This is a genomic window from Burkholderia stabilis (assembly GCF_001742165.1).
In the GTDB taxonomy this organism is placed as follows: Bacteria; Pseudomonadota; Gammaproteobacteria; order Burkholderiales; family Burkholderiaceae; genus Burkholderia; species Burkholderia stabilis.
The window spans coordinates 3,044,841-3,066,661 of record NZ_CP016442.1 but is presented as its reverse complement, the minus strand read 5'-3'; the positions used below and the strand labels follow the sequence as shown (position 1 = coordinate 3,066,661).

17 protein-coding genes are annotated in these 21,821 nt (G+C 68.8%); 3 read left to right on the top strand and 14 right to left on the bottom strand.

All coding sequences use genetic code 11. From position 1 onward, the window contains the following. The first annotated feature begins 119 nt into the window (after positions 1-119). Positions 120-656 carry a TlpA disulfide reductase family protein gene (locus BBJ41_RS14290; protein WP_069746936.1) on the top strand — a complete coding sequence of 179 codons (537 nt, stop codon included), beginning with the start codon at positions 120-122 and terminating at the stop codon, positions 654-656. Positions 657-753: 97 nt separating this feature from the next. On the opposite strand, the gene BBJ41_RS14285 is transcribed toward BBJ41_RS14290, so the two are convergent. The 9 genes from BBJ41_RS14285 to BBJ41_RS14245 all read right to left on the bottom strand — a co-directional run bounded on the left by BBJ41_RS14285 (position 754) and on the right by BBJ41_RS14245 (position 13,797). Next, positions 754-2,109 carry a sigma-54-dependent transcriptional regulator gene (locus tag BBJ41_RS14285; RefSeq protein WP_069747711.1) on the bottom strand — a complete coding sequence of 452 codons (1,356 nt, stop codon included), beginning with the start codon at positions 2,107-2,109 and terminating at the stop codon, positions 754-756. Positions 2,110-2,186: 77 nt separating this feature from the next. Further along, positions 2,187-4,187, bottom strand: a complete 2,001-nt coding sequence (locus tag BBJ41_RS14280; RefSeq protein WP_069746935.1) for a sensor histidine kinase — start codon at positions 4,185-4,187, stop codon at positions 2,187-2,189. Positions 4,188-4,191: 4 nt separating this feature from the next. After that, positions 4,192-5,481: a dicarboxylate/amino acid:cation symporter gene (locus BBJ41_RS14275; protein ID WP_069746934.1), complete on the bottom strand. Its 1,290-nt coding sequence runs from the start codon at positions 5,479-5,481 to the stop codon at positions 4,192-4,194. 354 nt (positions 5,482-5,835) lie between these two features. Further along, positions 5,836-7,530, bottom strand: a complete 1,695-nt coding sequence (locus tag BBJ41_RS14270) for a cation acetate symporter (protein ID WP_069747710.1) — start codon at positions 7,528-7,530, stop codon at positions 5,836-5,838. 11 nt (positions 7,531-7,541) lie between these two features. Continuing rightward, positions 7,542-7,847, bottom strand: coding sequence for a DUF485 domain-containing protein (locus tag BBJ41_RS14265; protein WP_069746933.1), 306 nt, complete (start codon positions 7,845-7,847; stop codon positions 7,542-7,544). 189 nt (positions 7,848-8,036) lie between these two features. Continuing rightward, positions 8,037-9,242 (bottom strand): CaiB/BaiF CoA transferase family protein, encoded by a 1,206-nt coding sequence (locus BBJ41_RS14260; protein WP_069747709.1) that lies wholly within the window; start codon positions 9,240-9,242, stop codon positions 8,037-8,039. A gap of 30 nt (positions 9,243-9,272) precedes the next feature. Continuing rightward, positions 9,273-10,409 (bottom strand): acyl-CoA dehydrogenase family protein, encoded by a 1,137-nt coding sequence (locus tag BBJ41_RS14255; protein WP_069746932.1) that lies wholly within the window; start codon positions 10,407-10,409, stop codon positions 9,273-9,275. Between the two features lie 14 nt (positions 10,410-10,423). Further along, positions 10,424-11,632: an acyl-CoA dehydrogenase family protein gene (locus BBJ41_RS14250; RefSeq protein WP_069746931.1), complete on the bottom strand. Its 1,209-nt coding sequence runs from the start codon at positions 11,630-11,632 to the stop codon at positions 10,424-10,426. Between the two features lie 29 nt (positions 11,633-11,661). Further along, positions 11,662-13,797: a 3-hydroxyacyl-CoA dehydrogenase NAD-binding domain-containing protein gene (locus BBJ41_RS14245; RefSeq protein WP_069746930.1), complete on the bottom strand. Its 2,136-nt coding sequence runs from the start codon at positions 13,795-13,797 to the stop codon at positions 11,662-11,664. A 231-nt stretch (positions 13,798-14,028) separates the two neighbouring features. Between BBJ41_RS14245 and BBJ41_RS14240 the strand changes: the two genes are divergently transcribed. Together BBJ41_RS14240 and ggt are read left to right on the top strand one after the other, a co-directional pair. Beyond that, complete coding sequence (locus tag BBJ41_RS14240; protein ID WP_069746929.1) at positions 14,029-14,991, top strand: LysR family transcriptional regulator; 963 nt, start codon at positions 14,029-14,031, stop codon at positions 14,989-14,991. A gap of 61 nt (positions 14,992-15,052) precedes the next feature. Continuing rightward, positions 15,053-16,927 (top strand): gamma-glutamyltransferase, encoded by a 1,875-nt coding sequence (ggt, locus tag BBJ41_RS14235; protein ID WP_069746928.1) that lies wholly within the window; start codon positions 15,053-15,055, stop codon positions 16,925-16,927. A gap of 30 nt (positions 16,928-16,957) precedes the next feature. Here the strand turns inward: ggt and BBJ41_RS14230 are convergent, their stop codons facing one another. The 5 genes from BBJ41_RS14230 to lipB all read right to left on the bottom strand — a co-directional run bounded on the left by BBJ41_RS14230 (position 16,958) and on the right by lipB (position 21,762). Then, positions 16,958-17,932: an ABC transporter permease subunit gene (locus tag BBJ41_RS14230; protein WP_069746927.1), complete on the bottom strand. Its 975-nt coding sequence runs from the start codon at positions 17,930-17,932 to the stop codon at positions 16,958-16,960. After that, complete coding sequence (locus tag BBJ41_RS14225) at positions 17,932-18,729, bottom strand: taurine ABC transporter ATP-binding protein (protein WP_069746926.1); 798 nt, start codon at positions 18,727-18,729, stop codon at positions 17,932-17,934. The genes BBJ41_RS14230 and BBJ41_RS14225 overlap by 1 nt, the downstream gene beginning before the upstream one ends. Before the next feature lie 30 nt (positions 18,730-18,759). Continuing rightward, positions 18,760-19,776, bottom strand: coding sequence for a taurine ABC transporter substrate-binding protein (gene tauA, locus BBJ41_RS14220; RefSeq protein WP_069746925.1), 1,017 nt, complete (start codon positions 19,774-19,776; stop codon positions 18,760-18,762). Positions 19,777-20,030: 254 nt separating this feature from the next. After that, entirely contained in the window at positions 20,031-21,023 is a 993-nt protein-coding gene (gene lipA, locus BBJ41_RS14215) for a lipoyl synthase (protein WP_059451537.1), read from the bottom strand. Further along, positions 21,016-21,762: a lipoyl(octanoyl) transferase LipB gene (gene lipB / locus BBJ41_RS14210; protein WP_069746924.1), complete on the bottom strand. Its 747-nt coding sequence runs from the start codon at positions 21,760-21,762 to the stop codon at positions 21,016-21,018. Before lipB ends, lipA begins: the two co-directional genes overlap by 8 nt. Between the last annotated feature and the right edge of the window lie 59 nt (positions 21,763-21,821).

The window sequence follows — 21,821 nt, the reverse complement described above, 5'->3', positions numbered from 1 at the left end:
GAAAACCGGGATGTGTAACCGCCGCCGGTGCGCACGCCGCATTCGCGCTAAAATGAGCGCCGAATTTCGACGTCCTTTGCATTGATCCGCGTCATCGACCGACTCCGAGAGCACCGAAGATGAACACCACGCCTCCCGCCCGCCGCAGCGCCGGCCCCACCCGCTACATCGTCGCCGCCGTCGTCGTCGCGGCCATCGCCGTAGCCGGCTTCTTCGCGTTCAACGGCAAGTCCAGCGTGCCGGACGCAACGTTCACGCTGCTGTCGGGCCAGAAGGTCTCGACCGCAGGCGACCTGAAAGGCAAGGTTTATCTCGTGAACTTCTGGGCGACGAGCTGCGCGACCTGCATGCAGGAAATGCCGCAGATGGTCGATACCTATAACCGCTTCAAGGGTCAGGGGCTGGAATTCGTCGCGGTCGCGATGAACTACGATCCGCCGATGTACGTCGCCAACTACGCGCAAACCCGCCAGCTGCCGTTCAAGGTCGCACTCGACGACGGCAGCGTCGCGAAGCAGTTCGGCAACGTGCAGCTCACGCCGACCACGTTCGTCGTCGACAAGAACGGCAAGATCCTGAAGCGCTATGTCGGCGCGCCGCAATTCGCGGAACTCGACGCGCTGCTCAAGAAGGCGCTCGACAGCAACGCGGCCTGAGCGCCGCGCGATACCGGACCGAAGGGCCCCGCACACCGCCCTTCCCCGACAACGGACCGCACGACCGGCCAGCCCGGTTCCGCGGTCCGTTTGCTTTTCAGCGCTCGGTTTCGCCTTTCGCCGACAACCCGTAGCGCTTCATCTTCTCGTACAGCGTCGCCTTGCCCACATGCAGGCGGTCGGCCGTCGCGGCGACCGCGCCGCCCGTCTGGTTCAGCGCCTCGGCGATCACCGCGCGCTCGAATTGCTCGATGCGCTCCTTCAGCGTCTGCTCGTTGTCGGCCTCGTCGGCGCTCGCGCCCGTTTCCTGCGGCATGTCGGCCACGCCGAGCACGAAGCGGTCGGCCGCGTTGTGCAGCTCGCGCACGTTGCCCGGCCAGTCGCGCTGCATCAGGCTCGCGCGCTGCCGGTCGGTCAGCACCGGCGCGGGCCGCCCGTAGCGCACGGCCGCGTCGAGCATGAAATGCTCGAACAGCGGCACGATGTCCTCGCGGCGCTCGGCCAGCGGCGGCAGCGCGATCGTCACGACGTTGAGCCGGTACAGCAGGTCGCGCCGGAATGTGCCGGCCGCGACGAGCTCGCTCATGTCGCCCTTCGCCGCCGCGACGACGCGGCAGTTCACGCGGATCGGCTGGTTCGAGCCGAGCCGCTCCAGCACGCCGTCCTGCAGCACGCGCAGCAGTTTCACCTGCAGCGCGAGCGGCATGCTTTCGATCTCGTCGAGAAACAGCGTGCCGCCGGATGCGTATTCGAGCTTGCCGACCCGGCGCTTCGCGGCGCCGGTAAACGCGCCGGGCTCGTAGCCGAACATCTCCGACTCGAACATCGGCTCGGGCAACGCGCCGCAATTCACCGCGATGAACGGCTTGTCGCGGCGCGGCGACAGCTCGTGCAGGCTGCGCGCGATCAGTTCCTTGCCCGCGCCCGTGTCGCCGTTGATCAGCACCGACGCGTCGGTCGGCGCGACGTTCGCGATCAGCTTGCGCACCTGCTCGATCGCCGGGCTGCGGCCGATGATGCGGGGCGCGACGACGTTCTGCCCGGCCAGCTCGCGCCGCAGCGCGTGGTTCTCGAGCACGAGCTCGCGCCGTTCGAGCGCGCGGCGCACCGTCTCGATCAGGCGCTCGGCCGCGAACGGTTTTTCGATGAAGTCGTATGCGCCGTCGCGCATCGCCTGCACGGCCATCGAGATGTCGCCGTGCCCGGTGACGAGGATCACCGGCACGTCGGGCACGCGCTCGCGGCATTGCGCGAGCAGGTCGAGTCCGCTCGCGCCGGGCAGCCGGATGTCGCTGACGATCACCCCGGCCGGTTCGGCGACGATCGCCTTCTCGGCCGCTTCGGCCGACTCGAAACCGACGACGTCGAACCCCGCGAGCTGCAGGCTCTGCACGCTCGCCCGGCGAACGAGCGCGTCGTCTTCGATATAGATCACTTGCAGCCGGTTGGCCATCGTATTCACTTGCTCCTGACGGGCCGCGCGGCGGCAGCGCACGCGGCGTCGTTGATGCCGGTCGACCGGGCGGCGGGCTAGCGCGAGCCCGCCGGCTCGGACACGGAGTCCGGATGATGCGTGCGCGCGCGCCGCAGCGTCAAGACGAACAGCGCGCCACCCGACGGCGCGTTGCGCGCGGTGAGCGCACCGCCCGCGTCGCTTGCGATCGACGACGAGATCGCGAGGCCGAGCCCGAGCCCGCGCCCCATTTCCTTCGTCGTGAAGAACGGTTCGAACAGGCGCGGCAGCAGCTCGGGCGCGATGCCGGCGCCGTTGTCGCGCACCTCGATCGCGAGCGTCGCGGCCGACACCGCGATCGTCACCTCGATCGCGGGCGCGGCCACGCCCGCGACCGCGTCGAGCGCGTTGCCGAGCAGGTTGATCAGCACCTGTTCGAGGCGCAGATCCTCGCAGCGGGCGACGAGTTCGGGATAGTCGCGCGCCAGATCGAGCGGCGCGTCCTGCGCGGGCGACACGGTCGAATCCTGCAGCGTCAGCGTGAGCGCGACGCCGCGCAGGCGGTCGCCGAGCAGCGACAGGACGCTGCGCAGCGCGCGCACGACGAGCGCCCGCTCGTTGCGCGGCTTCGCACGGCCGACGAACAGCTTCAGCTGGTTCGTGATCTTGCCCATCCGCTCGGTGAGCGCGGCGATCGCTTCGAGGTTCTCGCGCGCGGCCGCCTGCTCGCCGCGATCGAGCAGCACGCGCGTGTTGTCCGAGAAGCTGCGCAGCGCCGCGAGCGGCTGGTTCAGTTCGTGAGTGATGCCGGCCGCCATCTGGCCGAGCGCGGCGAGCTTGCTCGCCTGGATCAGTTCGTCGTGCGCGGCGCGCAGCTCCTGCTCCGCGCGAATCCGGTCGCCGACTTCCTTCTGTAATTGCTCGTTCGCCTCCGACAGGTCGGCCGTGCGTTCTTCGACGCGCCGGTTCAGCTCCGCGTACGCCTGCTGCAGCAGCGCGCGGCCGCGGATCATCTCGCGCACGCGCGCGCGCCGCATCCGCCAGTAGAACGCGAGCAGCGCGACCGACACGAAGCCGAAACCCGTGACGATCGTCGCGTTGCGCGCATCGGCGTCGACGGGCGCGATCGGCGCGAGCGTGACGAGCAGCCAGTCGGGCTCGCCGATCCGGCGCTTGCTGGCCAGGAAGCGCGGCGCGCGCCGGCCGGGCCCGAGGCGCACGATCTCGGCATCGGCACCGAGCACCTGCTCGACGCGCAGCGGCACTGGCGTGACCGGCTGCTGCGCGTACTGGCGCGTCTCGTAGATCGATGCGGCAACCGGCCCCGTCAACGGGCGCAGCGTGTGGTACTTCCACGCGGGCACCGACGACAGGAACACGACGCCGTGATCGTCCGCGACGACGAGCGGCTCGGACGCATCGGCGCCCTGGAACCATTCGAGGTTGAGCTTCACGACGACCACGCCCGCGATCTTGCCGTCGCGCCACACGGGCTGCGAGATGTAGTAGCCGGGATCGCGCGAGATCGTGCCGATCCCGAAGAAGCGGCCGACCTGGCCGCCCATCGCGTCGATGAAGTAAGGACGGAAGCGGTATTCGATCCCGACGAAGCTCTCGGGCGTGCGCCAGTTGCTGGCGGCGACGCACAGGCCGTCCGCGCCGATCACGTAGGTGACGGTCGCGTGCGCGTGTTCGTTGAGATCTTCGAGATAGCGGTTCGCGCGGGCGGTGTAGTCGCCGCGCTTCGGCTCGGCGAGCAGGTCCTGCACGTACGGATGGCTGCCGAGCAGATAGGGCAGCGACTCGTAGCGGTCGAGCGTGCTCTTGAGCGCGTTGGTGGTGCGGTCGACGCGCACCGCGGCGTTGCGCTGCAGTTCGGCGACGCCGCGCCGCCAGGTGATCGTCCACGTGAGCGTGCATGCCGCGGCGAGCGCGGCGGCAAGCACGACGAGGATGAGCAGGCGGCGCGTCACGGTCGGGGCTTCCTGGCGATGCGGATCGCCTATTGTGTCATAGGCCCCCGCATCCCCGCCGCGCGCCGTACCGCCGGCGGGCGGTGCCGCCGCCTGCTCCTTCATGACGTCAGACGCCGGCCGTCTCGGTCGCCGCGACCTCGCCGCCGCCCTTCAGCGCCTGGCGCAGCTTGTTGCGGTCGAGCTCCTTCTCCCACGCCGACACGACGACCGTCGCGACGCCGTTGCCGACGATGTTCGTCAGCGCGCGGCATTCGCTCATGAAGCGGTCGATGCCGAGGATCAGCACCATGCCCGACAGCGGGATCGTCGGCACGACGGCCAGCGTCGCCGCGAGCGTGATGAAGCCCGCGCCCGTGACGCCGCTCGCGCCCTTCGACGTCAGCATCGCGACCGCGAGCAGCGTGAGCTGCTGCATCCACGTCAGTTCGATGTTGGTCGCCTGCGCGATGAACAGCACGGCCATCGTCATGTAGATGTTGGTGCCGTCGAGGTTGAACGAATAGCCGGTCGGCACGACGAGGCCGACGACCGAGCGCGAGCAGCCTGCCTTCTCGAGCTTTTCCATCAGCTGCGGCAGCGCGGCTTCCGACGAGCTCGTGCCGAGCACGATCAGCAGCTCTTCCTTGATGTAGGACACGAAGCGGATGATCGAGAAGCCCGTGAAGCGCGCGATGGTGCCGAGCACGACCAGCACGAACACGACCGACGTCAGGTAGAACGTGCCGATCAGCTTGAGCAGCGGCACCAGCGAGCCGACGCCGTACTTGCCGATCGTGAACGCCATCGCGCCGAACGCGCCGATCGGCGCCAGCTTCGTGACGATGTGCACGATACCGAACAGCACGCGCGTGAGCCCGTCGATGAAGTCGGTGACGACCTTGCCGCGCTCGCCGAGGTGCGCGAGCACGCTGCCGAACAGCAGCGCGATCAGCAGGATCTGCAGGATTTCGCCCTGCGCGAACGCGTCGACCATCGTGTTCGGGATGATGTGCATCAGGAAGTCGACCGTCGACTGCCCGTGCGCCTTCGCCGCGTACGACGCGACGGCCTTGCCGTCGAGCGTCGCCGGATCGATGTTGAAGCCGACGCCCGGACGCAGGATGTGCGTGGCCGCGAGGCCGAGCACCAGCGCGAAGGTCGACACGATCTCGAAGTACAGCAGCGCCTTGCCGCCGACGCGGCCGACCTTCTTCATGTCCTCCATGCCGGCGATGCCGGTGACGACGGTACAGAAGATGATCGGGCCGATCACCATCTTGATCAGCTTGATGAAGCCGTCGCCGAGCGGCTTCATGTCGGTGGCGATCGACGGGTAGTAGTGGCCGAGGATCACGCCGACGATGATGGCGAAGATCACCTGCACATAGAGCACTTTGTAGAAGGGTTTCTTCTTCACGATGGTTCCTGCTGAAGGTAGATGAGCCGATGGAAACGGCGTCACGCGCGCAGGCGAATGTCAGGGGAAACGCCATTCGCCTGCGCGGCTGCCGTGCCGCAACAAGCGATGCCTCAAGACGTCCGGAGGGGGAGGAAGGCAGTGGTCATCGATTGTCTCCTTGCTGTAGTAGTTGAGGCCGGGGGACGGCCGTGCCATTTATATTGCAAGGTCGATGCCAGGTTCCGGACACCCCTCAAGCCGTTGTTTTCATTGTATTTCTCATAATGCGGCAGGCAAGGAAATCCGGGATTCCGGATTTCCGGAAAATATCCGTCCGGCGATCCGGACGGATCGGCGCTTTCATCAGATGAATCAGTGCTGCACGGCCTTGCCGGCGAGCAGGCCCGTCTGCGCGTAGAACTCCTGCTGCGCGAACGCGTCGCGCTCGCGCCGCGCGCGCTCGCCGCGATCCGCGAGCGAGCCGACGACGATCCCGATGAACGCGAGCGGCACCGACACGAGCGCCGGGTTGTCGAGGAACACCGGCGCGTGCGCGTGGTGCAGCACGTCGACCCACACCGACTTCGACAGCACCGTGAGCGTCACCGCCGACACGAGGCCGAGGCCGCCGCCGAGCACCGCGCCGCGCGTCGTCATCCCGCGCCAGAAGATCGACATCGCGAGCACCGGGAAATTCGCGCTCGCGGCCACCGCCGCGACGAGCCCGACCATGAACGCGACGTTCACGTGCTCGAACAGGATCGACAGCCCGATCGCGACGGCCGACAGCGCGATCGTCGCCGCGCGCGAGATCCGCATCTCCAGACGCTCGTCGGGCTTGCCGCGCGCCCACATCTGCGCGTAAAGGTCGTGCGAGATCGTCGTCGCGCCGGCGAGCGTCAGGCCCGCGACCACCGCGAGGATCGTCGCGAACGTGACGGCCGCGATGAAGCCGTAGAACCAGTTCCCGCCGACCGCCTGCGCGAGTTTCACCGCGACCATGTTCGAGCCGCCGAGCAGGTCGTGCGTCAGGTTGAACGTGCCGTTCGCGGCGAGCCGGAAGAATTCCGGATGCTGCGCGAGCAGCACGATCGCCGAGAAGCCGATCACGAAGGTCAGCAGGTAGAAGTAGCCGATGAAGCCGGTCGCGTAGAGCACCGACTTGCGCGCCTCCTTCGCGTTCGGCACCGTGAAGAAGCGCATCAGGATGTGCGGGAAGCCGGCCGTGCCGAACATCAGCGCGATGCCGAGCGACAGCGCGTTGGCCGGATCGCGGATCAGCTTGCCGGGCCCCATGATGCCGAGCGCGCCCGGATGCACGGCCACCGCGCGGCGGAACATCTCGTCGACGCTGAAGCCGAATTCGCCGAGCGCGAGCAACGCGAGCAGCGTCGCACCGCACAGCAGCAGCACAGCCTTGATCACCTGCACCCAGGTGGTCGCGGTCATTCCGCCGAAGAACACGTAGACGACCATCAGCACGCCGACGATCAGCTCGGCCGTGCCGTACGACAGCCCGAACAGCAGCTGGATCAGCTTGCCCGCGCCGACCATCTGCACGACGAGGTACAGCACGACGATCGTCAGCGCGTTCGCGGAGGTCAGCAGCCGGATCGGCCGCTGCGCGAAGCGGTATGCGACGACGTCGACGAACGTGAACTTGCCGAGGTTGCGCAGCGGCTCGGCGATCAGGAACATCACGAACGGCCAGCCGACCAGGAAGCCGATCGAGTAGATGAGCCCGTCGAAGCCGAACATGAACACCATCCCCGACAGCCCGAGGAACGACGCGGCCGACATGTAGTCGCCCGCGATCGCGAGCCCGTTCTGCAGCCCGGTGATGCCGCCGCCGGCCGTATAGAAGTCGCGCGTCGAGCGCGTGCGGCGCGCGGCCCAGCGCGTGAGCGCGAGCGTCGCGAACACAAACGCGAAGAACATCCCGATCGCGACCGGGTTCAGCTCGACCTTGTCGGGCATCGGGCCCGCGACGGATACCGCATGCGCGGCGGAGGAAACGAGAGCAACGGGAACGGCAAGCGCGCCGGGCGCGAGGAATGTGCGTCGCATGTCGGCCTCCGTCACGACGTTTCGAGGATCGCGTCGATCCGGCGATCGAACGCGCGGTTCGCACGCAGCACGTAGCTCGCGGTCAGGCCGATCGCGACCAGGATGATCGCGACGCCCGCGGCGATCCCGACGGTCGTCGTCGCGCCGCGATACAGCGGCGCCGCGAGCACGTGCGGCGCGAGCGCGACGAGCAGGATGAAGCCGTAATAAGTCGCGATCATCAGCGCCGTCAGCGTGAAGCTGAAGCGGCGCTGCGCGCGCACGAGCTGCTGGTAGTCGCGGCGCGCCGTGACCGATTCGATGACGGAAAGCTCCATGGTGTCTCCTGAGTTGACCGGGGTTGGCGCTTCAGCGCGTACTCGGGTCCCATGCTTCGCGGTCGACCGGAGTTGACGCTTCAGCGCCTTACTCTGGTCCCCGCAGGGCACCTCGTCGTTTCGCGAGGCTTGTCTTGTCAATGGCCGGCGCGTCAACCGTTCCGCCCGCGCCGCGGCGGCGAAACCGCGTTACACGATGCGATCCGCGCGCAGCCGCGCGACAGCGTCGGCCGACAGCCCGAGCCAGCCGCCGAGCACCGCGTCCGTATCCGCGCCGAGCACCGGCGGCGCGCCGCGCACCGGCAGCCGCGCGCCGTCGAAGCGATACGGCGGCGCGAGCACGTCGACGCCGCCCGCGACCGGATGCGGCTGCCGCGTGACGAGCCCCGCGCGCGTCGCGCGCTCCGACGTCAGCGCCTCGTGCAGACCGAGCACTTCGCCGCACGGAATGCCCGCGTCGGCGAGCGCCGTGAGCAGCGTCGCGCGCGAACGGCGTGCGAGTTCGCGGCGAATCTCGGGCAGCAGTTCGGCACGGTTCTCGGAGCGGCCGAGGTTGGTCTTGTAACGTGCATCGGCCGCAAGATCGGGGCGCTCGATCGCGTCGCAGAAGCGCGCGAACTGCGTGTTGTTGCCGACCGTGATCACGAGCGGACCATCGGCCGCGTCGAACACGCCGTACGGCACGATCGACGGATGCGCGTTGCCGTAGCGCGGCGGGTCCTCGCCCATCAGCAGCGCATCGAGCCCGTAGTACGCGGTGATCATCAGCCCGCAGTCGAACAGCGCCATCTCGATGCGCCGCCCGCGCCCGGTCGCATGCCGCTCGTACAGCGCGGCCAGGATCGCCTGCGCCGAATACATGCCGGTGAACAGGTCGACTGCCGCGACGCCGAACTTCAGCGGCGGCTGGCCGGCCTCGCCGTTCAGCGCCATCAGCCCGGCCTCGCCCTGCACGACGAGGTCGTAGCCGGGCCGCGCGGCCTCGGCGCCCGAGCGGTCATAGCCGGAGATCGCGCAGTGCACGAGGCGCGGATTCAGTTCGGCCAGCGCGTCGTAGCCGAGGCCGAGCTTTTCCGCACCGCCGAACTTGAAGTTGTGGAGCACCACGTCGGCCTGCGCGGCCAGCTCGCGCGCGAGGCGCTGGCCGTCCTCGGTCTGCAGGTCCAGGCAGATCGACCGCTTGCTGCGGTTCACGCTGTTGAAGTAGGTCGTCTCGGTATCGCCGATCCGCAGCCCCCAGTCGCGCGTGTCGTCGCCGCGCGCCGGATGCTCGACCTTGATCACCTCCGCGCCGAAATCGGCGAGCACCATCGCATACCACGGGCCCGCGAGCACGCGCGAGAAATCGAGCACCTTCACGCCGGCGAGCGGCAGCGCGCGCGATTCGTTCGTCATCCTTGTCTCCTCCATTCGCGCTTTGCGCTTTTACTGTTTCGACAACGCGATGTAGCGCGCGAGATGGTGATCCTCGTCGCCGAGCTGGTGATCGATCATCACGAGGCGCTTCGCGTAATGCGACAGCGGCAGCTCCCACGTCATCCCGATCCCGCCGTGCAGCTGGATGCTCTCCTCGGCGACGAGCGTGCCGATGCGGCCGATGCTGTACTTGGCCGCGGCGAGCGCGCGTTCGCGCACCGCGTGCGGCGCATCGAGCTGCGCGGCCGCGTTGATCACGGCCGAGCGCGCCTGCTCGACTTCGAGCAGCAGGTCGGCCATCCGGTGCTGCAGCGCCTGGAAGCTGCCGATCGGCAAGCCGAACTGCTTGCGCGTGCGCAGGTATTCGAGCGTGTGTTCCTTCGCGACGTCCATCGCGCCGAGCGCTTCCGCCGACAGCGCGAGCAGCCCGTAACCGAGCACGCGTTCGAGCAGCGCCGCGCCCGCTTCGCCGTCAGGCGCGCCGAGCGCCGCGTCGGCCGGCAGCGCGACGCCGTCGAAACGCACCTCGGCCGCACGGCCGCCGTCGATCTTCCGGTAGTCGCGCAGCGACACGCCCGGCGCATCGGCCGGCACGACGAACAGGCCGATGCCGGCCGCATCGTCGTCATGGCCCGACACGCGCGCGCTGACGACGAAGAACGCCGCCTGCGCGGCCTGGTCGACGACGCCCTTCGCGCCCGTCAGCACCCAGCCGTCGCCCGCGCGTTCGGCGCGCGTGCGCACGGTCGTCAGTTCGTAATGCGAGCCCGGCTCGTCGTGCGCGAACGCGGCGCTCGCGCTGCCGTCGATCAGCGCCGCGAGCTTCTCGCGATGCGCGTCGCCGCCCGCGAGCGACAGCGCGCGGCCGGCCAGCAGCGCGCCGAGGAACGGCTCGACGACGAGCCCGCGCCCGAGGCATTCGAACACCACGGCGATGTCGAAGCCCGCGCCGCCGAAGCCGCCGTCGGCCTCCGCGAACAGCGCGCCGACCGTGCCGAGTTCGGCAAAGCGCTGCCACATCGCGCGATCGAAGCCTTCGGCCGACTGCGCGATGCGATCGCGCACCGGGAACGGGTACTGTTCGGCGATGAAGCGGTTCAAGGTGTCCGCCAGCATCCGGCGGTCTTCTGTGTGCTGGAAATCCATCGTCGCGTTCCTCGTTACAGCCCGAGCATCATCTTCGCGATGATGTTCTTCTGGATCTCGTTCGAGCCGCCGAAGATCGACAGCTTGCGGTTGTTGAAGTACTGCTGCGCGGCGCTCGCGGCGTCGTCCGGGCCAACCGGCTCGACGTCGTGATCCGCGTCGAGCGCTTCGTCGACGAACGGCTGCGCGTACGGCCCCATCGCGCGCCGCATCAGCGACGTGATCTCCTGACGGATCTGCGTGCCGCGAATCTTCAGCATCGAGCTTTCCGCGCCCGGCGCGCCGCCGCCCGCGACTGCGGCCAGCACGCGCAGGTTGGTCGTGCGCATGTTCTCGAGCTCGATCTCGACGCGCGCGATGCGCGCCGCGAAGAACGGATCGTCCGCGAGCGGCTTGCCGTTCTTGGTCACCTTCGCGGCGACCGCGCGCAGCCGGTCGAGCGCGGCCGTCGAGAAGCCGATCCCGGCGATGTTGGTGCGCTCGTACGTGAGCAGGAATTTCGCGTAGGTCCAGCCGCGGTTCTCTTCGCCGACGAGGTTTTCCGCCGGCACGCGCACGTCGGTGAAGAACACCTCGTTCACCTCGTGTTCGCCGTCGAGCGTGATGATCGGGCGCACGTCGACGCCCGGCGTGTTCATGTCGATCAGCAGGAAGCTGATGCCTTCCTGCTTGCGCACGTCGGTCGCGGTGCGCACGAGGCAGAAGATCATGTTCGCGTAGTGGCCGAGCGTGGTCCACGTCTTCTGGCCGTTCACGATGTAGTGCTCGCCCTGCGCGTCGAGGCCGCGCACCGCGCTCGTCTTCACCGACGCGAGATCGGAACCGGCGCCCGGCTCCGAGTAACCCTGGCACCACCAGTCGGTGCCGTCGAGAATGCGCGGCAACCAGTGGCGTTTCTGCGCTTCGTTGCCGTACTTGATCAGTACGGGGCCGAGCATGTTCACGCCGAACGGCACGATGCGCGGCGCGCCCGCGAGCGCGCATTCGTTGTCGAACAGGAACTTCTGCGCGACGCTCCAGCCGGGGCCGCCGTACTCGCGCGGCCAGTGGCTCGCGAGCCAGCCGCGCGCGTTGAGGATTGCGTGCCATTCGCGCATGTCGTCGCGCGTGAGATGCAGGCCGCCCTTCACCTTGCGCGCGATGCGCTCGGGAAGTTCGGCTTGCAGGAAGCGCTGCACGTCGGCGCGAAACGCTTCCTCTTCGGGAGTGAAATTGAGGTCCATCTTCGGTCCGTTGCGTAGGCGGTTGGCGTTCAGTCGATGCGGTTCAGGCTCGCGAAATCGGCGCCGCGCGCGACGAGATCGACGAGCAGCGGCGAAGGCTTCCAGAACAGCGGGTCTTCCTTCGCGAACGCGCGGATATCGGCGAGCACATTGGCGAGGCCGAGCGTGTCCGCGTAGTGCATCGGGCCGCCGCGATAGCGCGGAAAGCCGTAGCCGTACAGGAACACCGCGTCGACGTCGAGCGGGCGCAGCGCGATCTTCTCGTGCACGACGTTCGCGCCTTCGTTGATCATCGCGGCGAGGTAGCGGCGCATGATCTCGTCGTCGGTGAACGTGCGCGGCGTGATGCCCTTCTTCGCGCGCTCCGCGGCGACGATCGCGTCGACTTCCGGGTCCGGCGTGCCGATGCGCGCGCCGTCCGGATACAGGTAGTAGCCGCGCGCGGTCTTCTGCCCGAACCAGCCGCGCTCGCACAGCCGGTCCGAAATTTCGACGTAACGCGCGCGCGGGTCGCGCGTCGCCGCACGGCGCTTGCGGGTCGCCCAGCCGATGTCGCCGCCGGCGAGATCGACCACCTGGAACGGCCCCATCGGGAAGCCGAATTCGCGCACCGCGCGATCGATCTGGTACGGCGACGCGCCGTCTTCCATCAGGGTGTCGGCCGCCGTGCGATAGACGGCGAGAATCCGGTTACCGATGAAGCCATCGCACACGCCCGCGCGCACCGGCGTCTTCTTCAGTTGCTTCGCGAGCGCGAACGCGGTCGCGACGACGTCGGCTGTGACATGCGCCGGCACGACGATCTCGAGCAGCTTCATCACGTTGGCCGGCGAGAAGAAATGCAGGCCGATCACGTCGGCCGGCCGGTCGATGCTCGCGGCGATCTCGTCGATGTCGAGATACGACGTGTTGGTCGCGAGCACCGCGCCCGGCTTGCACACGCGTGCGAGTTCGGCGAATACGGCCTGCTTCACGGCCATGTCCTCGAACACGGCCTCGATCACGACGTCGGCCTGCGCAAGCGCGTCGTACGACGTGCTGCCCTTGAAGCGCGCGAGCCGCGCCGCGTGCGCGGCCGGCGTCATCCGCCCTTTCGCGACGAGGCCGTCGTACACCTTCTCGACGTGCGCGCGGCCGCGCGCGAGCGACGCTTCGTCGCGTTCGATCATCGTCACCGGCAGCCCGGCATCGAGCGCCGCAACCGCGATGCCCGCCCCCATCGTGCCGCCGCCGACCACGCCGATCCGCTCGACCGGGCGCGCGCTCGCGCGCCGCGCCTCGGGCGCCTTCGCCGCTTCACGTTCCGCGAAGAACGCATGCACGAGGCCCGCGCGCTGCGGGCTGTCGATGCACTGCAGGAACAGGCTGCGTTCGAGCTTCATCCCCGCGTCGAACGACAGCGCGAGCGTGGCTTCGACCGCGTCGACGATCTTCGCCGGCGAGAACAGCCCGCGCGACTTCTTCGGCAGTTCCGCGCGCGCCGCATCGATCGCGGCCTGCGCGGCTGCGCGATCGGCAAGCCCCTGCGCATCGCGCGTGCGGCGCGCCGGCGCGCCGAGCGACACGAGTTCCTGCGCATAGGCGAGCCCTTCGGCGAGCGTGTCGTCGCTGTGCGCGACGCGGTCGACGAGGCCGAGCGCGAGCGCTTCGTCGGCGCTCGCGTGACGGCCCGTCAGCATCAGGTCGAGCGCGGCCTTCGCGCCGATCAGGCGCGGCGCGCGCTGCGTGCCGCCCGCACCGGGCAACAGGCCGAGCGTGACTTCGGGCAGCCCGAGCTTCGTGCCGGGCACCGCGAGCCGGTAATGCGCGGCGAGCGCGACTTCGAGGCCGCCGCCGAGCGTCGCGCCGTGCAGCGCGACCACGACCGGCTTCGCGCTCGACTCGATCCGCTCGCACACGTCGGGCAGCGACGGCGGCACCGGCGGCTTGCCGAATTCGCGGATATCGGCGCCCGCGATGAAATTGCGGCCGGCGCCGACGATCAACACCGCGCGGATCGCGTCGTCGGCCTGTGCGGCATCGAGCGCGTCGGCGAGGCCGCGCCGCACGTCGGCGGACAGCGCGTTGACGGGCGGGTGGTCGATCGTGACGACGAGCACCTTGTCGCGGCGCTCGCGTGTGACGGTGCCGAATCCGGGGGTGTCGGGGGAAGCAGTCGAATTCATCGTGTCTCCAGATGCTGTACGCCGGGCGGGAGCCGCGGAACCGGCCGGCGGCGGGCTCCCGATCCGGTCCCGCGCGACGCGGGAAACGATCCGGCGCATTCGCCGGGCATGACCCGATTCTCGATTGATCCAGATTCATTGACAATTCCCGCACGCTTTTACAAGCTGTCAAGTCTGACTTGACACTGGATGCTTTCCGACCGTTAAACGGGACGGATCAGGAGACACGGGATGGACATGAACGCGCTGACGCTGCTCGTCGAGATCCTCGACGCCGGCAATCTCAGCAAGGCCGCGCAGCGGCTCAAGATGAGCCGCGCGAACGTCAGCTACCGGCTGAATCAGCTCGAGCGCTCGATCGGCCAGCAGCTCGTGCGGCGTACGACGCGACGCATCGAGCCGACCGAGATCGGGCTGAAGCTGTACGAGCACGGCCGGCGCATCCGCAACGAGTTGCTCGCCGCGCAGGAATCGGTGACGACGCTCGGCCAGGACCTGCAGGGCCGCGTGCGGCTGTCGGTGCCGAGCGGCTACGGGCAGATGGTGATGTCCGAATGGCTGCTCGCGTTCAAGCGGCTGCATCCGGGCATCGTGCTCGACGTCGTGTTCGAGAACCGCGTGGAAGACCTGATGCGCGACGAGATCGACATCGCGGTGCGCGTGATGCCCGAACCGCCGCAGAACCTCGTCGCGCGCGACATGGGCGCGGTGCGCTACGTCGCCTGCGCATCGGCCGCGTTCGCATCCGCGCACGGGATGCCCGCGAGCCTCGGCGCGCTGGCCGCCGCGCCGGTCGTCACCGCGACGGTGATGGGCCGCCAGCTCAGGATCGCCGCGTATCTCGGCGACGAACGGCACGAAGTGCTGCTCGAGCCGGCGCTGATTTCGGAGAACTTCCTGTTCCTGCGCCAAGCGATCCTCGCGGGGATCGGCGTCGGCATCGTGCCCGACTACGTGATGCAGGACGACATCCGGCGCGGCACCGTCGTCACGTCGCTCGACGCGTACCGGCTCAGCATCTTCGGCACGCACATGTACATGCTCTACATGCCGAACCGGCACCACACGCGCGCGACCTCGACCTTCATAGAGTTCATCCTCGAACAGGCCGGAAAGACCGGCCGGGGCGGGCCCGGCGGGATGCGTCAGGGTTTCCTGTCGGATGACAATCCGCCGGCCGCGCGGCGACAATAGCGCGCCGGGGCCGGCACGGAGCGCGGCCGCCGCCTTCGAATTCACTGCTGCCGAGGGTTCAATGTTCGACCGGATTCGTCCGCATTCGCGTCCCTGGACGCTGCTCGCCGCCGTCGCGCTCGTCGCGTTCAACGCCGGCTGCACGTCCCCGTCCGCGCCGTCGGGCGCCGTCGTCCCGGTCGCCGCCGCATCGGGCGCCGCCGCGCCGCTGCCCGGCATGCACGCGCCCGAGCAGTCGTCCGGCTGGACCGACAAGCCGGGCTGGACCTCGCAGCACTTCATGATCGCGGCCGCGAACCCGCTCGCGACGCAAGCCGGCTACGAGATGCTGAAGGCCGGCGGCACCGCGATCGACGCCGCGATCGCAACGCAGATGGTGCTCGCGCTCGTCGAGCCGCAATCGTCGGGGATCGGCGGCGGCGCGTTCATGCTGTACTTCGACGGCAAGGCGACGCAGGCGTACGACGGCCGCGAAACCGCGCCGGCCGCCGCGACCGACCGCCTGTTCTACGGCCCGACCGGCCAGCCGATGAACTTCTACGAAGGCGTCGTCGGCGGGCGCTCGGTCGGCACGCCGGGCGTGCTGCGCATGCTCGACGCCGCGCACCGCGCGCACGGCAAGCTGCCGTGGCGACGGCTGTTCCAGCCCGCGATCCGGCTCGCCGAACACGGCTTCACGATCAGCCCGCGGCTCGCGACGCTGATCGCGAACGACCGATACCTGAAGAACGACCCGGCCGCGCGCGCGTACTTCTACAACGCGGACGGCACGCCGAAGGCGGCCGGCACGGTGCTGAAGAACCCTGCGCTCGCGACCGTGCTGCGCCAGGTCGCCGAGCGCGGCGCGAACGCGTTCTACACCGGCGCGATCGCACGCGACATCGTCACGAAGGTGCGCAAGCACCCGACCAACCCGGGCCTGCTGTCGCTTCAGGATCTCGCACGCTACAAGGCGAAGGTGCGCGCGCCGCTGTGCGCCGACTACCGGCGCTCGGTCGTCTGCGGGATGCCGCCGCCGTCGTCGGGCGGCCTCGCGATCGCGCAGATGTTGGGCATCCTCGAAGCGATGCCCGACTGGCAGCAGATCGGCGCGCAGAAGCCGGTGCGCAACGACGTCGGCTATGAGCCAACGCCGTTCGCCGCGCACCTGTTCAGCGAAGCCGGGCGCCTCGCGTACGCGGACCGCGCGCGCTATGTCGCCGATCCCGATTTCGCGCCGCTGCCGGGCGGCAACTGGGCGAGCCTCACCGACAAGACTTACCTCGCGCAGCGCGCACGCCTGATCGGCGACAGCAGCATGGGCGTCGCGCAGGCCGGCACGCCGCAGGGCGCGACGCTCGCGATGGCCGACGACCGCAGCCCCGAATTGCCGTCGACGTCCGACATCGCGATCGTCGACCGTTACGGCCAGGCGCTGTCGATGACGACCAGCATCGAGGATGCGTTCGGCTCGCGGCTGATGGTGCGCGGCTTCATGCTGAACAACCAGCTCACCGATTTCTCGTTCGTGTCGAACGACAACGGCAAACCGGTCGCGAACCGCGTGCAGGCCGGCAAGCGGCCGCGCTCGGCGATGTCGCCGGAGCTCGTGTTCGACAAGAAGACGAAGCAGGTGACGATGATCGTCGGCTCGGCCGGCGGCCCCGCGATCATCAATCACGTCGCGAAGACGCTGGTCGGCGTGCTCGACTGGGGCATGACGATGCAGCAGGCGATCGCGCTGCCGAACTTCGGGTCGATGAACGGGCCGACGCAGCTCGAGCGCGGCCGCGTGTCGGAGGCGCTCGCCGACGGGTTGAAGGGCCGCGGGCACGACGTGCAGGTGGTCGAGATGAACTCGGGGCTGCAGGGCATCCAGCGGCTGAACGTGCAGGGGCAGACGGTGTGGCTCGGCGGCGCGGACCCGCGGCGCGAAGGGATCGTGATGGGCGAGTGAGCGCGGCACGCCCGCGTCACGCGCCCCGCCTCAACCGCGCCCCTTCCACGGCACGATCCGCCGCTCGACCCAGCGCATCGCGAGATCGAACAGCCACGCGATCGCGCCGATGATCAGGATGCCCATCACGACGATGTCCGTGCGCAGGAAGCTCGATGCGTTGAGCACCATCTGCCCGAGCCCGGCCGTCGCGGCGACCATCTCGGCCGCGACCAGCGTCGTCCAGCCGAAGCCGATCGCGATCCGCAGCCCGGTGAGAATTTCCGGCAGCGCGGCCGGCAGCACGACATGGCGCACGATCTGCGCGAAGCTGCCGCCGAGCGAATACGCGGCGTTGATCTGCTCGACCGTCGCCGCGCGCACGCCGGCGCGCGCGGCCATCGCGATCGGCGCGAAGCATGCGAGGAAGATCACGACGAGCTTCGCGGTTTCGTCGATGCCGAACCAGATCACGACGAGCGGCAGGTACGCGAGCGGCGGCAGCGGCCGGTAGAACTCCAGCAGCGGATCGAGCACGCCGCGCGCAATGCGGCTCACGCCCATCAGGATGCCGGCCGGCACGCCGATCGCGGTCGCGAGCAGGAATGCGCCGAACACGCGCGCGGCGCTCCACAGCAGATGCTCGGACAGCGGCAGGCCGCCCTGGATGCGGCCGTGCCATGCGTCGACGAACGCCGCCCACACGGCTTCCGGCGCGGGCAGGAACAGCGGCGGCAGCCACTGACGATAGGTCGCGACCCACCACAGCGCGGCCAGCACGGCGATCGTCGCCGCGCTCAGCCCGGCCGTTTTCCCCTGCCCCGGCAACCGGTAACGGTGCGACGCGCGCGGCTGCCGCGCGGGACGCGCCGCTGCGCGTGACTGCGCCGTGCGTTCGTCCTGCTCGAAACCCGCGGCCGTACGATCGGCCGCCCACGAATCCTGCGTGCTCATGCTGTCCCGCCTGGTCAAAGTGCTGTTACGGCCGCGCCCGACGGCCACGCCCTGCCGCGCCAGTTCGCGCATCACGCGGGCTCCGCGACCGCCTCGTCGCGATGCAGGTACGCGATCAGCCGCTCGCGCCACGCGATGAAATCCGGTGAGGATTTCACCGCGCGCGCATCGCGCGATTCGACGTAGCGGCGCGCGAACGGCAGTTCGAAGGTTTCCGCGATCCGGCCGGGGCCCGGCGTCATCACGACGAGACGCGTCGCGAGGAACAGCGCCTCCTCGACGTCGTGCGTGATGAAGAACACCGTCTTGCCGGTGCGCGCCCACACGTCGAGCACGAGCGCCTGCATCGTGCCGCGCGTCATCGCGTCGAGCGCGCCCATCGGCTCGTCCATCAGCAGCACGCGCGGGTCGCTCGCGAGCGCGCGCGCAATGCCCACGCGCTGCTGCATCCCGCCCGACAGCTCGTACACGCGCGCATGCGCATGGCGTTCGAGCCCGACCAGCGCGAGCATGCCGCGCGCACGCGCTTCGCGTTCGGCCTTCGACACGCTGGCGAAACGCAGCCCGAGCGCGACGTTGTCGAGCACGTCGAGCCACGGCAGCAGCGCGTATTTCTGGAACACGACGCCGCGATCGGCGCCGGGGCCCGTGACCGGCACGCCGTCGACGCGCACGTCGCCCGTCGTCGGCGCGACGAAGCCGGCCATGCAGTTCAGCAGCGTCGTCTTTCCGCACCCGGACGCGCCGAGCGCGACGACGAATTCACCGGCATCGATGCGCAGGTCGACGCGCGCGAGCGCCTGCGTCGTCGGCCGGCCGCGCTCGCCCGGATAGTCGACCGATACCTGACGGACTTCCAGCGTGCTCATGATCGAAGGCTCCGCGATGGGTCGCCGCGCTCAGTGCGCGGCCTTCTGCACGAACTGCGGATCGACGCCGACCGAATAGTCGGACAGCACCGTCTGGATCGTGCCTTGCGATTTGAGGAAGGTGGCCGTGGCCGCGAGCGACTTCGCCGCGCCCGATTGCGCACCGCCGCCGAGCCACGTCGGCGACGCCTGCTCGGCCGGCGTCGGGAACGCATAAAGCGCGAGGCTGGCCGGCACGTCCTGCGCGTTCGCGCCCGACACCTTCGCCACCGCCGCGACCTGCGGCGAGCCGTTCTTCCACGCGGCGGCATGCGCGCGATAGTCGGCGTCGGCGGCTGCGAGCACCTTCACGAAACGCGTGACGAACTCGGGGTTCTCGCGCGCGAACTTGCGGCTCACGACGAAGCCGTCGAAGGTCGCCTTGCCACTTTCTTTCGCAACCCGACCCGACGTCGTCAGCACCGTGCCCGACTGCTTGACCTTCGCGAGCACCGGGTCCCAGATGTAGGTCGCGTCGATGTCGCCGCGCGCCCAGGCGGCCGCGACTTCGGGCGGACGCAGGTTGACGATCTTCACGTCGTTCGGGTTCACGCCCGCGGCCTGCAACGCGACGAGCGTATGGAAATGCGACGTCGACACGAACGGCACGCCGATCTTCTTGCCCTTGAGTGCCGCGACGCTGGTCACGCCCGAGCCGTTGCGCGCGACGAGCGCCTCGGCGTCGTTGATGTTGTCGAGCACCCAGAACAGCGAGATGTCGAGCCCTTGCGACAGGCCCGCCGCGATCGGGCTCGAGCCGGCTTCGCCGAGCTGCACGGAGCCCGACGCGAGTGCGCGGATCACGTCCGCGCCGCTGTCGAGCTTGCGGAACGTGACCTTGTAGCCGGTCGCCTTTTCGACTTCACCGCTCGCCTGCGCGTAGCGCCACGGCACGACCATGTCCTGGTACGCGATCACGACTTCGCGCGATTCGGCGTGCGCCGCGCCGAGCGCGGCAAAGGCGGTCAGCGCGACGACGGCGCGGCGGATGAAGCTGAAGCGGGACATGCGGCTCTCCTTCGGAATGCGGGCATTGCTGCGGGAGAGCCGACTATAGGAGGTTTGTTCGCGGCGGGAGCCAACTTATCCTGCGAAGCTATCGATGCCGTTTCAGCTTTGCTTTCCACGCTGAATTGGATCGCGCGTCCGGTTGGGTGGCGATTGTCGTGCGCATGCGAGGATGGCGGCCGCACCAACAAAAAAGCCCGCATCGCTGCGGGCTTTTTCGACTGCGTGAGGCTGTTGCTGCGCGAACGCGACGCTCAGACCACGCCGGCCCCATGCGCCTGCAGATCGGCGTGATAGCTCGAACGCACCATCGCGCCGACTGCCGCGTGCGTGAAGCCCATCTTGTACGCCTCTTCCTCGTACATCTTGAAGGTATCCGGATGCACGTACGCGCGCACCGGCAGGTGGTGCTCGGACGGCTGCAGGTACTGGCCGATCGTCAGCATGTCGACGTCGTGCGCGCGCAGGTCGCGCATCACCTGCAGGATTTCCTCTTCCGTCTCGCCGAGGCCGACCATCAGGCCCGACTTCGTCGCGACGTCCGGATGCAGCGCCTTGAAGTCCTTCAGCAGCTTCAGCGAGTGCGCGTAATCCGAACCCGGGCGCGCTTCCTTGTACAGGCGCGGCACCGTTTCGAGGTTGTGGTTCATCACGTCGGGCGGCGCGGCGTTCAGGATCGAGATCGCGCGGTCGAGACGGCCGCGGAAGTCCGGCGTCAGGATCTCGATGCGCGTTTCCGGCGACTGCTCGCGCACTTCGCGGATGCACTCGACGAAGTGGGCAGCGCCGCCGTCGCGCAGGTCGTCGCGGTCGACGCTCGTGATCACCACGTACTTGAGCTTCAGCGCGGCGATCGTGCGCGCGAGGTTCTTCGGCTCATCGGCGTCGAGCGGATCGGGACGGCCGTGGCCGACGTCGCAGAACGGGCAGCGGCGCGTGCACTTGTCGCCCATGATCATGAAGGTCGCGGTGCCCTTGCCGAAGCATTCGCCGATGTTCGGGCAGCTCGCTTCCTCGCACACCGTATGCAGGTTGTGCTCGCGCAGGATCGTCTTGATCTCGTTGAAACGCGAGCTGCCGGTGGCCGCCTTCACGCGGATCCACTCGGGCTTCTTCAGCTTCTCGATCGGAATGACCTTGATCGGGATGCGCGCCGTCTTCGCCTGCGCCTTCTGCTTGGCGGTCGGATCGTAGGCAGGGGTCGCGGCCGAATCGGCCGGTGCGGGAGAAGCGGTAACGTCAGTCATTCGAATGTTCCAGTGCCTGCGGCTTGTCGGCGGCCGCGGATGCGCCGTCGAGGTTGGCGATCAGACGCCGCACCAGCGTGTGGGCGACGTCGTTCCAGTCGGCGGCAACCTCGAGGCTCGCCATGTCGACAGTTTCCAGTCCGGCATAGCCGCACGGGTTGATCGCAAGAAACGGGCGCAGATCCATCTTCACGTTCAGGCTCAGCCCGTGATAGCTGCAGCCGTTGCGGATCTTCAGGCCGAGGGCCGCGATTTTCGCGCCTTCGTGCACGCCGGATGCCACGTAGATCCCCGGCGCGCCCGCCTTGCGGACCGAAGCGAGATTATACGCCGCGAGGGTTTCGATCACGGCCTCCTCGATCTTCGTGACCAGCGTGCGCACCATCAGCTTGCGCCGGCGCAGGTCCAGCAGCAGGTAGACGACGATCTGGCCGGGGCCGTGATAAGTGATTTGCCCGCCGCGGTCGACCTTCACGAGCGGCACGCCGCTGTCGGCCACCAGCAGGTGGGCCGGGTCGCCGGCCTGGCCGAGCGTGTAGACGGGCGGATGCTCGACCACCCAGATCTCGTCGCCGGTGTCGGCCGTGCGCGTGTCGGTGAACGCGCGCATCGCGTCGAAGCTCGTTTCGTAGGCCTCGAGGCCCCGCCAGCGCACGGTGACCGGCTGGGCCGGTGATTCGGCGGGCGATGCGGAAACGGCGACAGGCGTGGACACGATGGAAACCGGCGAGACGGACATGGGCGGTAGTTTACCGAAAACCCATGGGTCTCGCCGGCTCTGGAAAGGGACGGATTGTC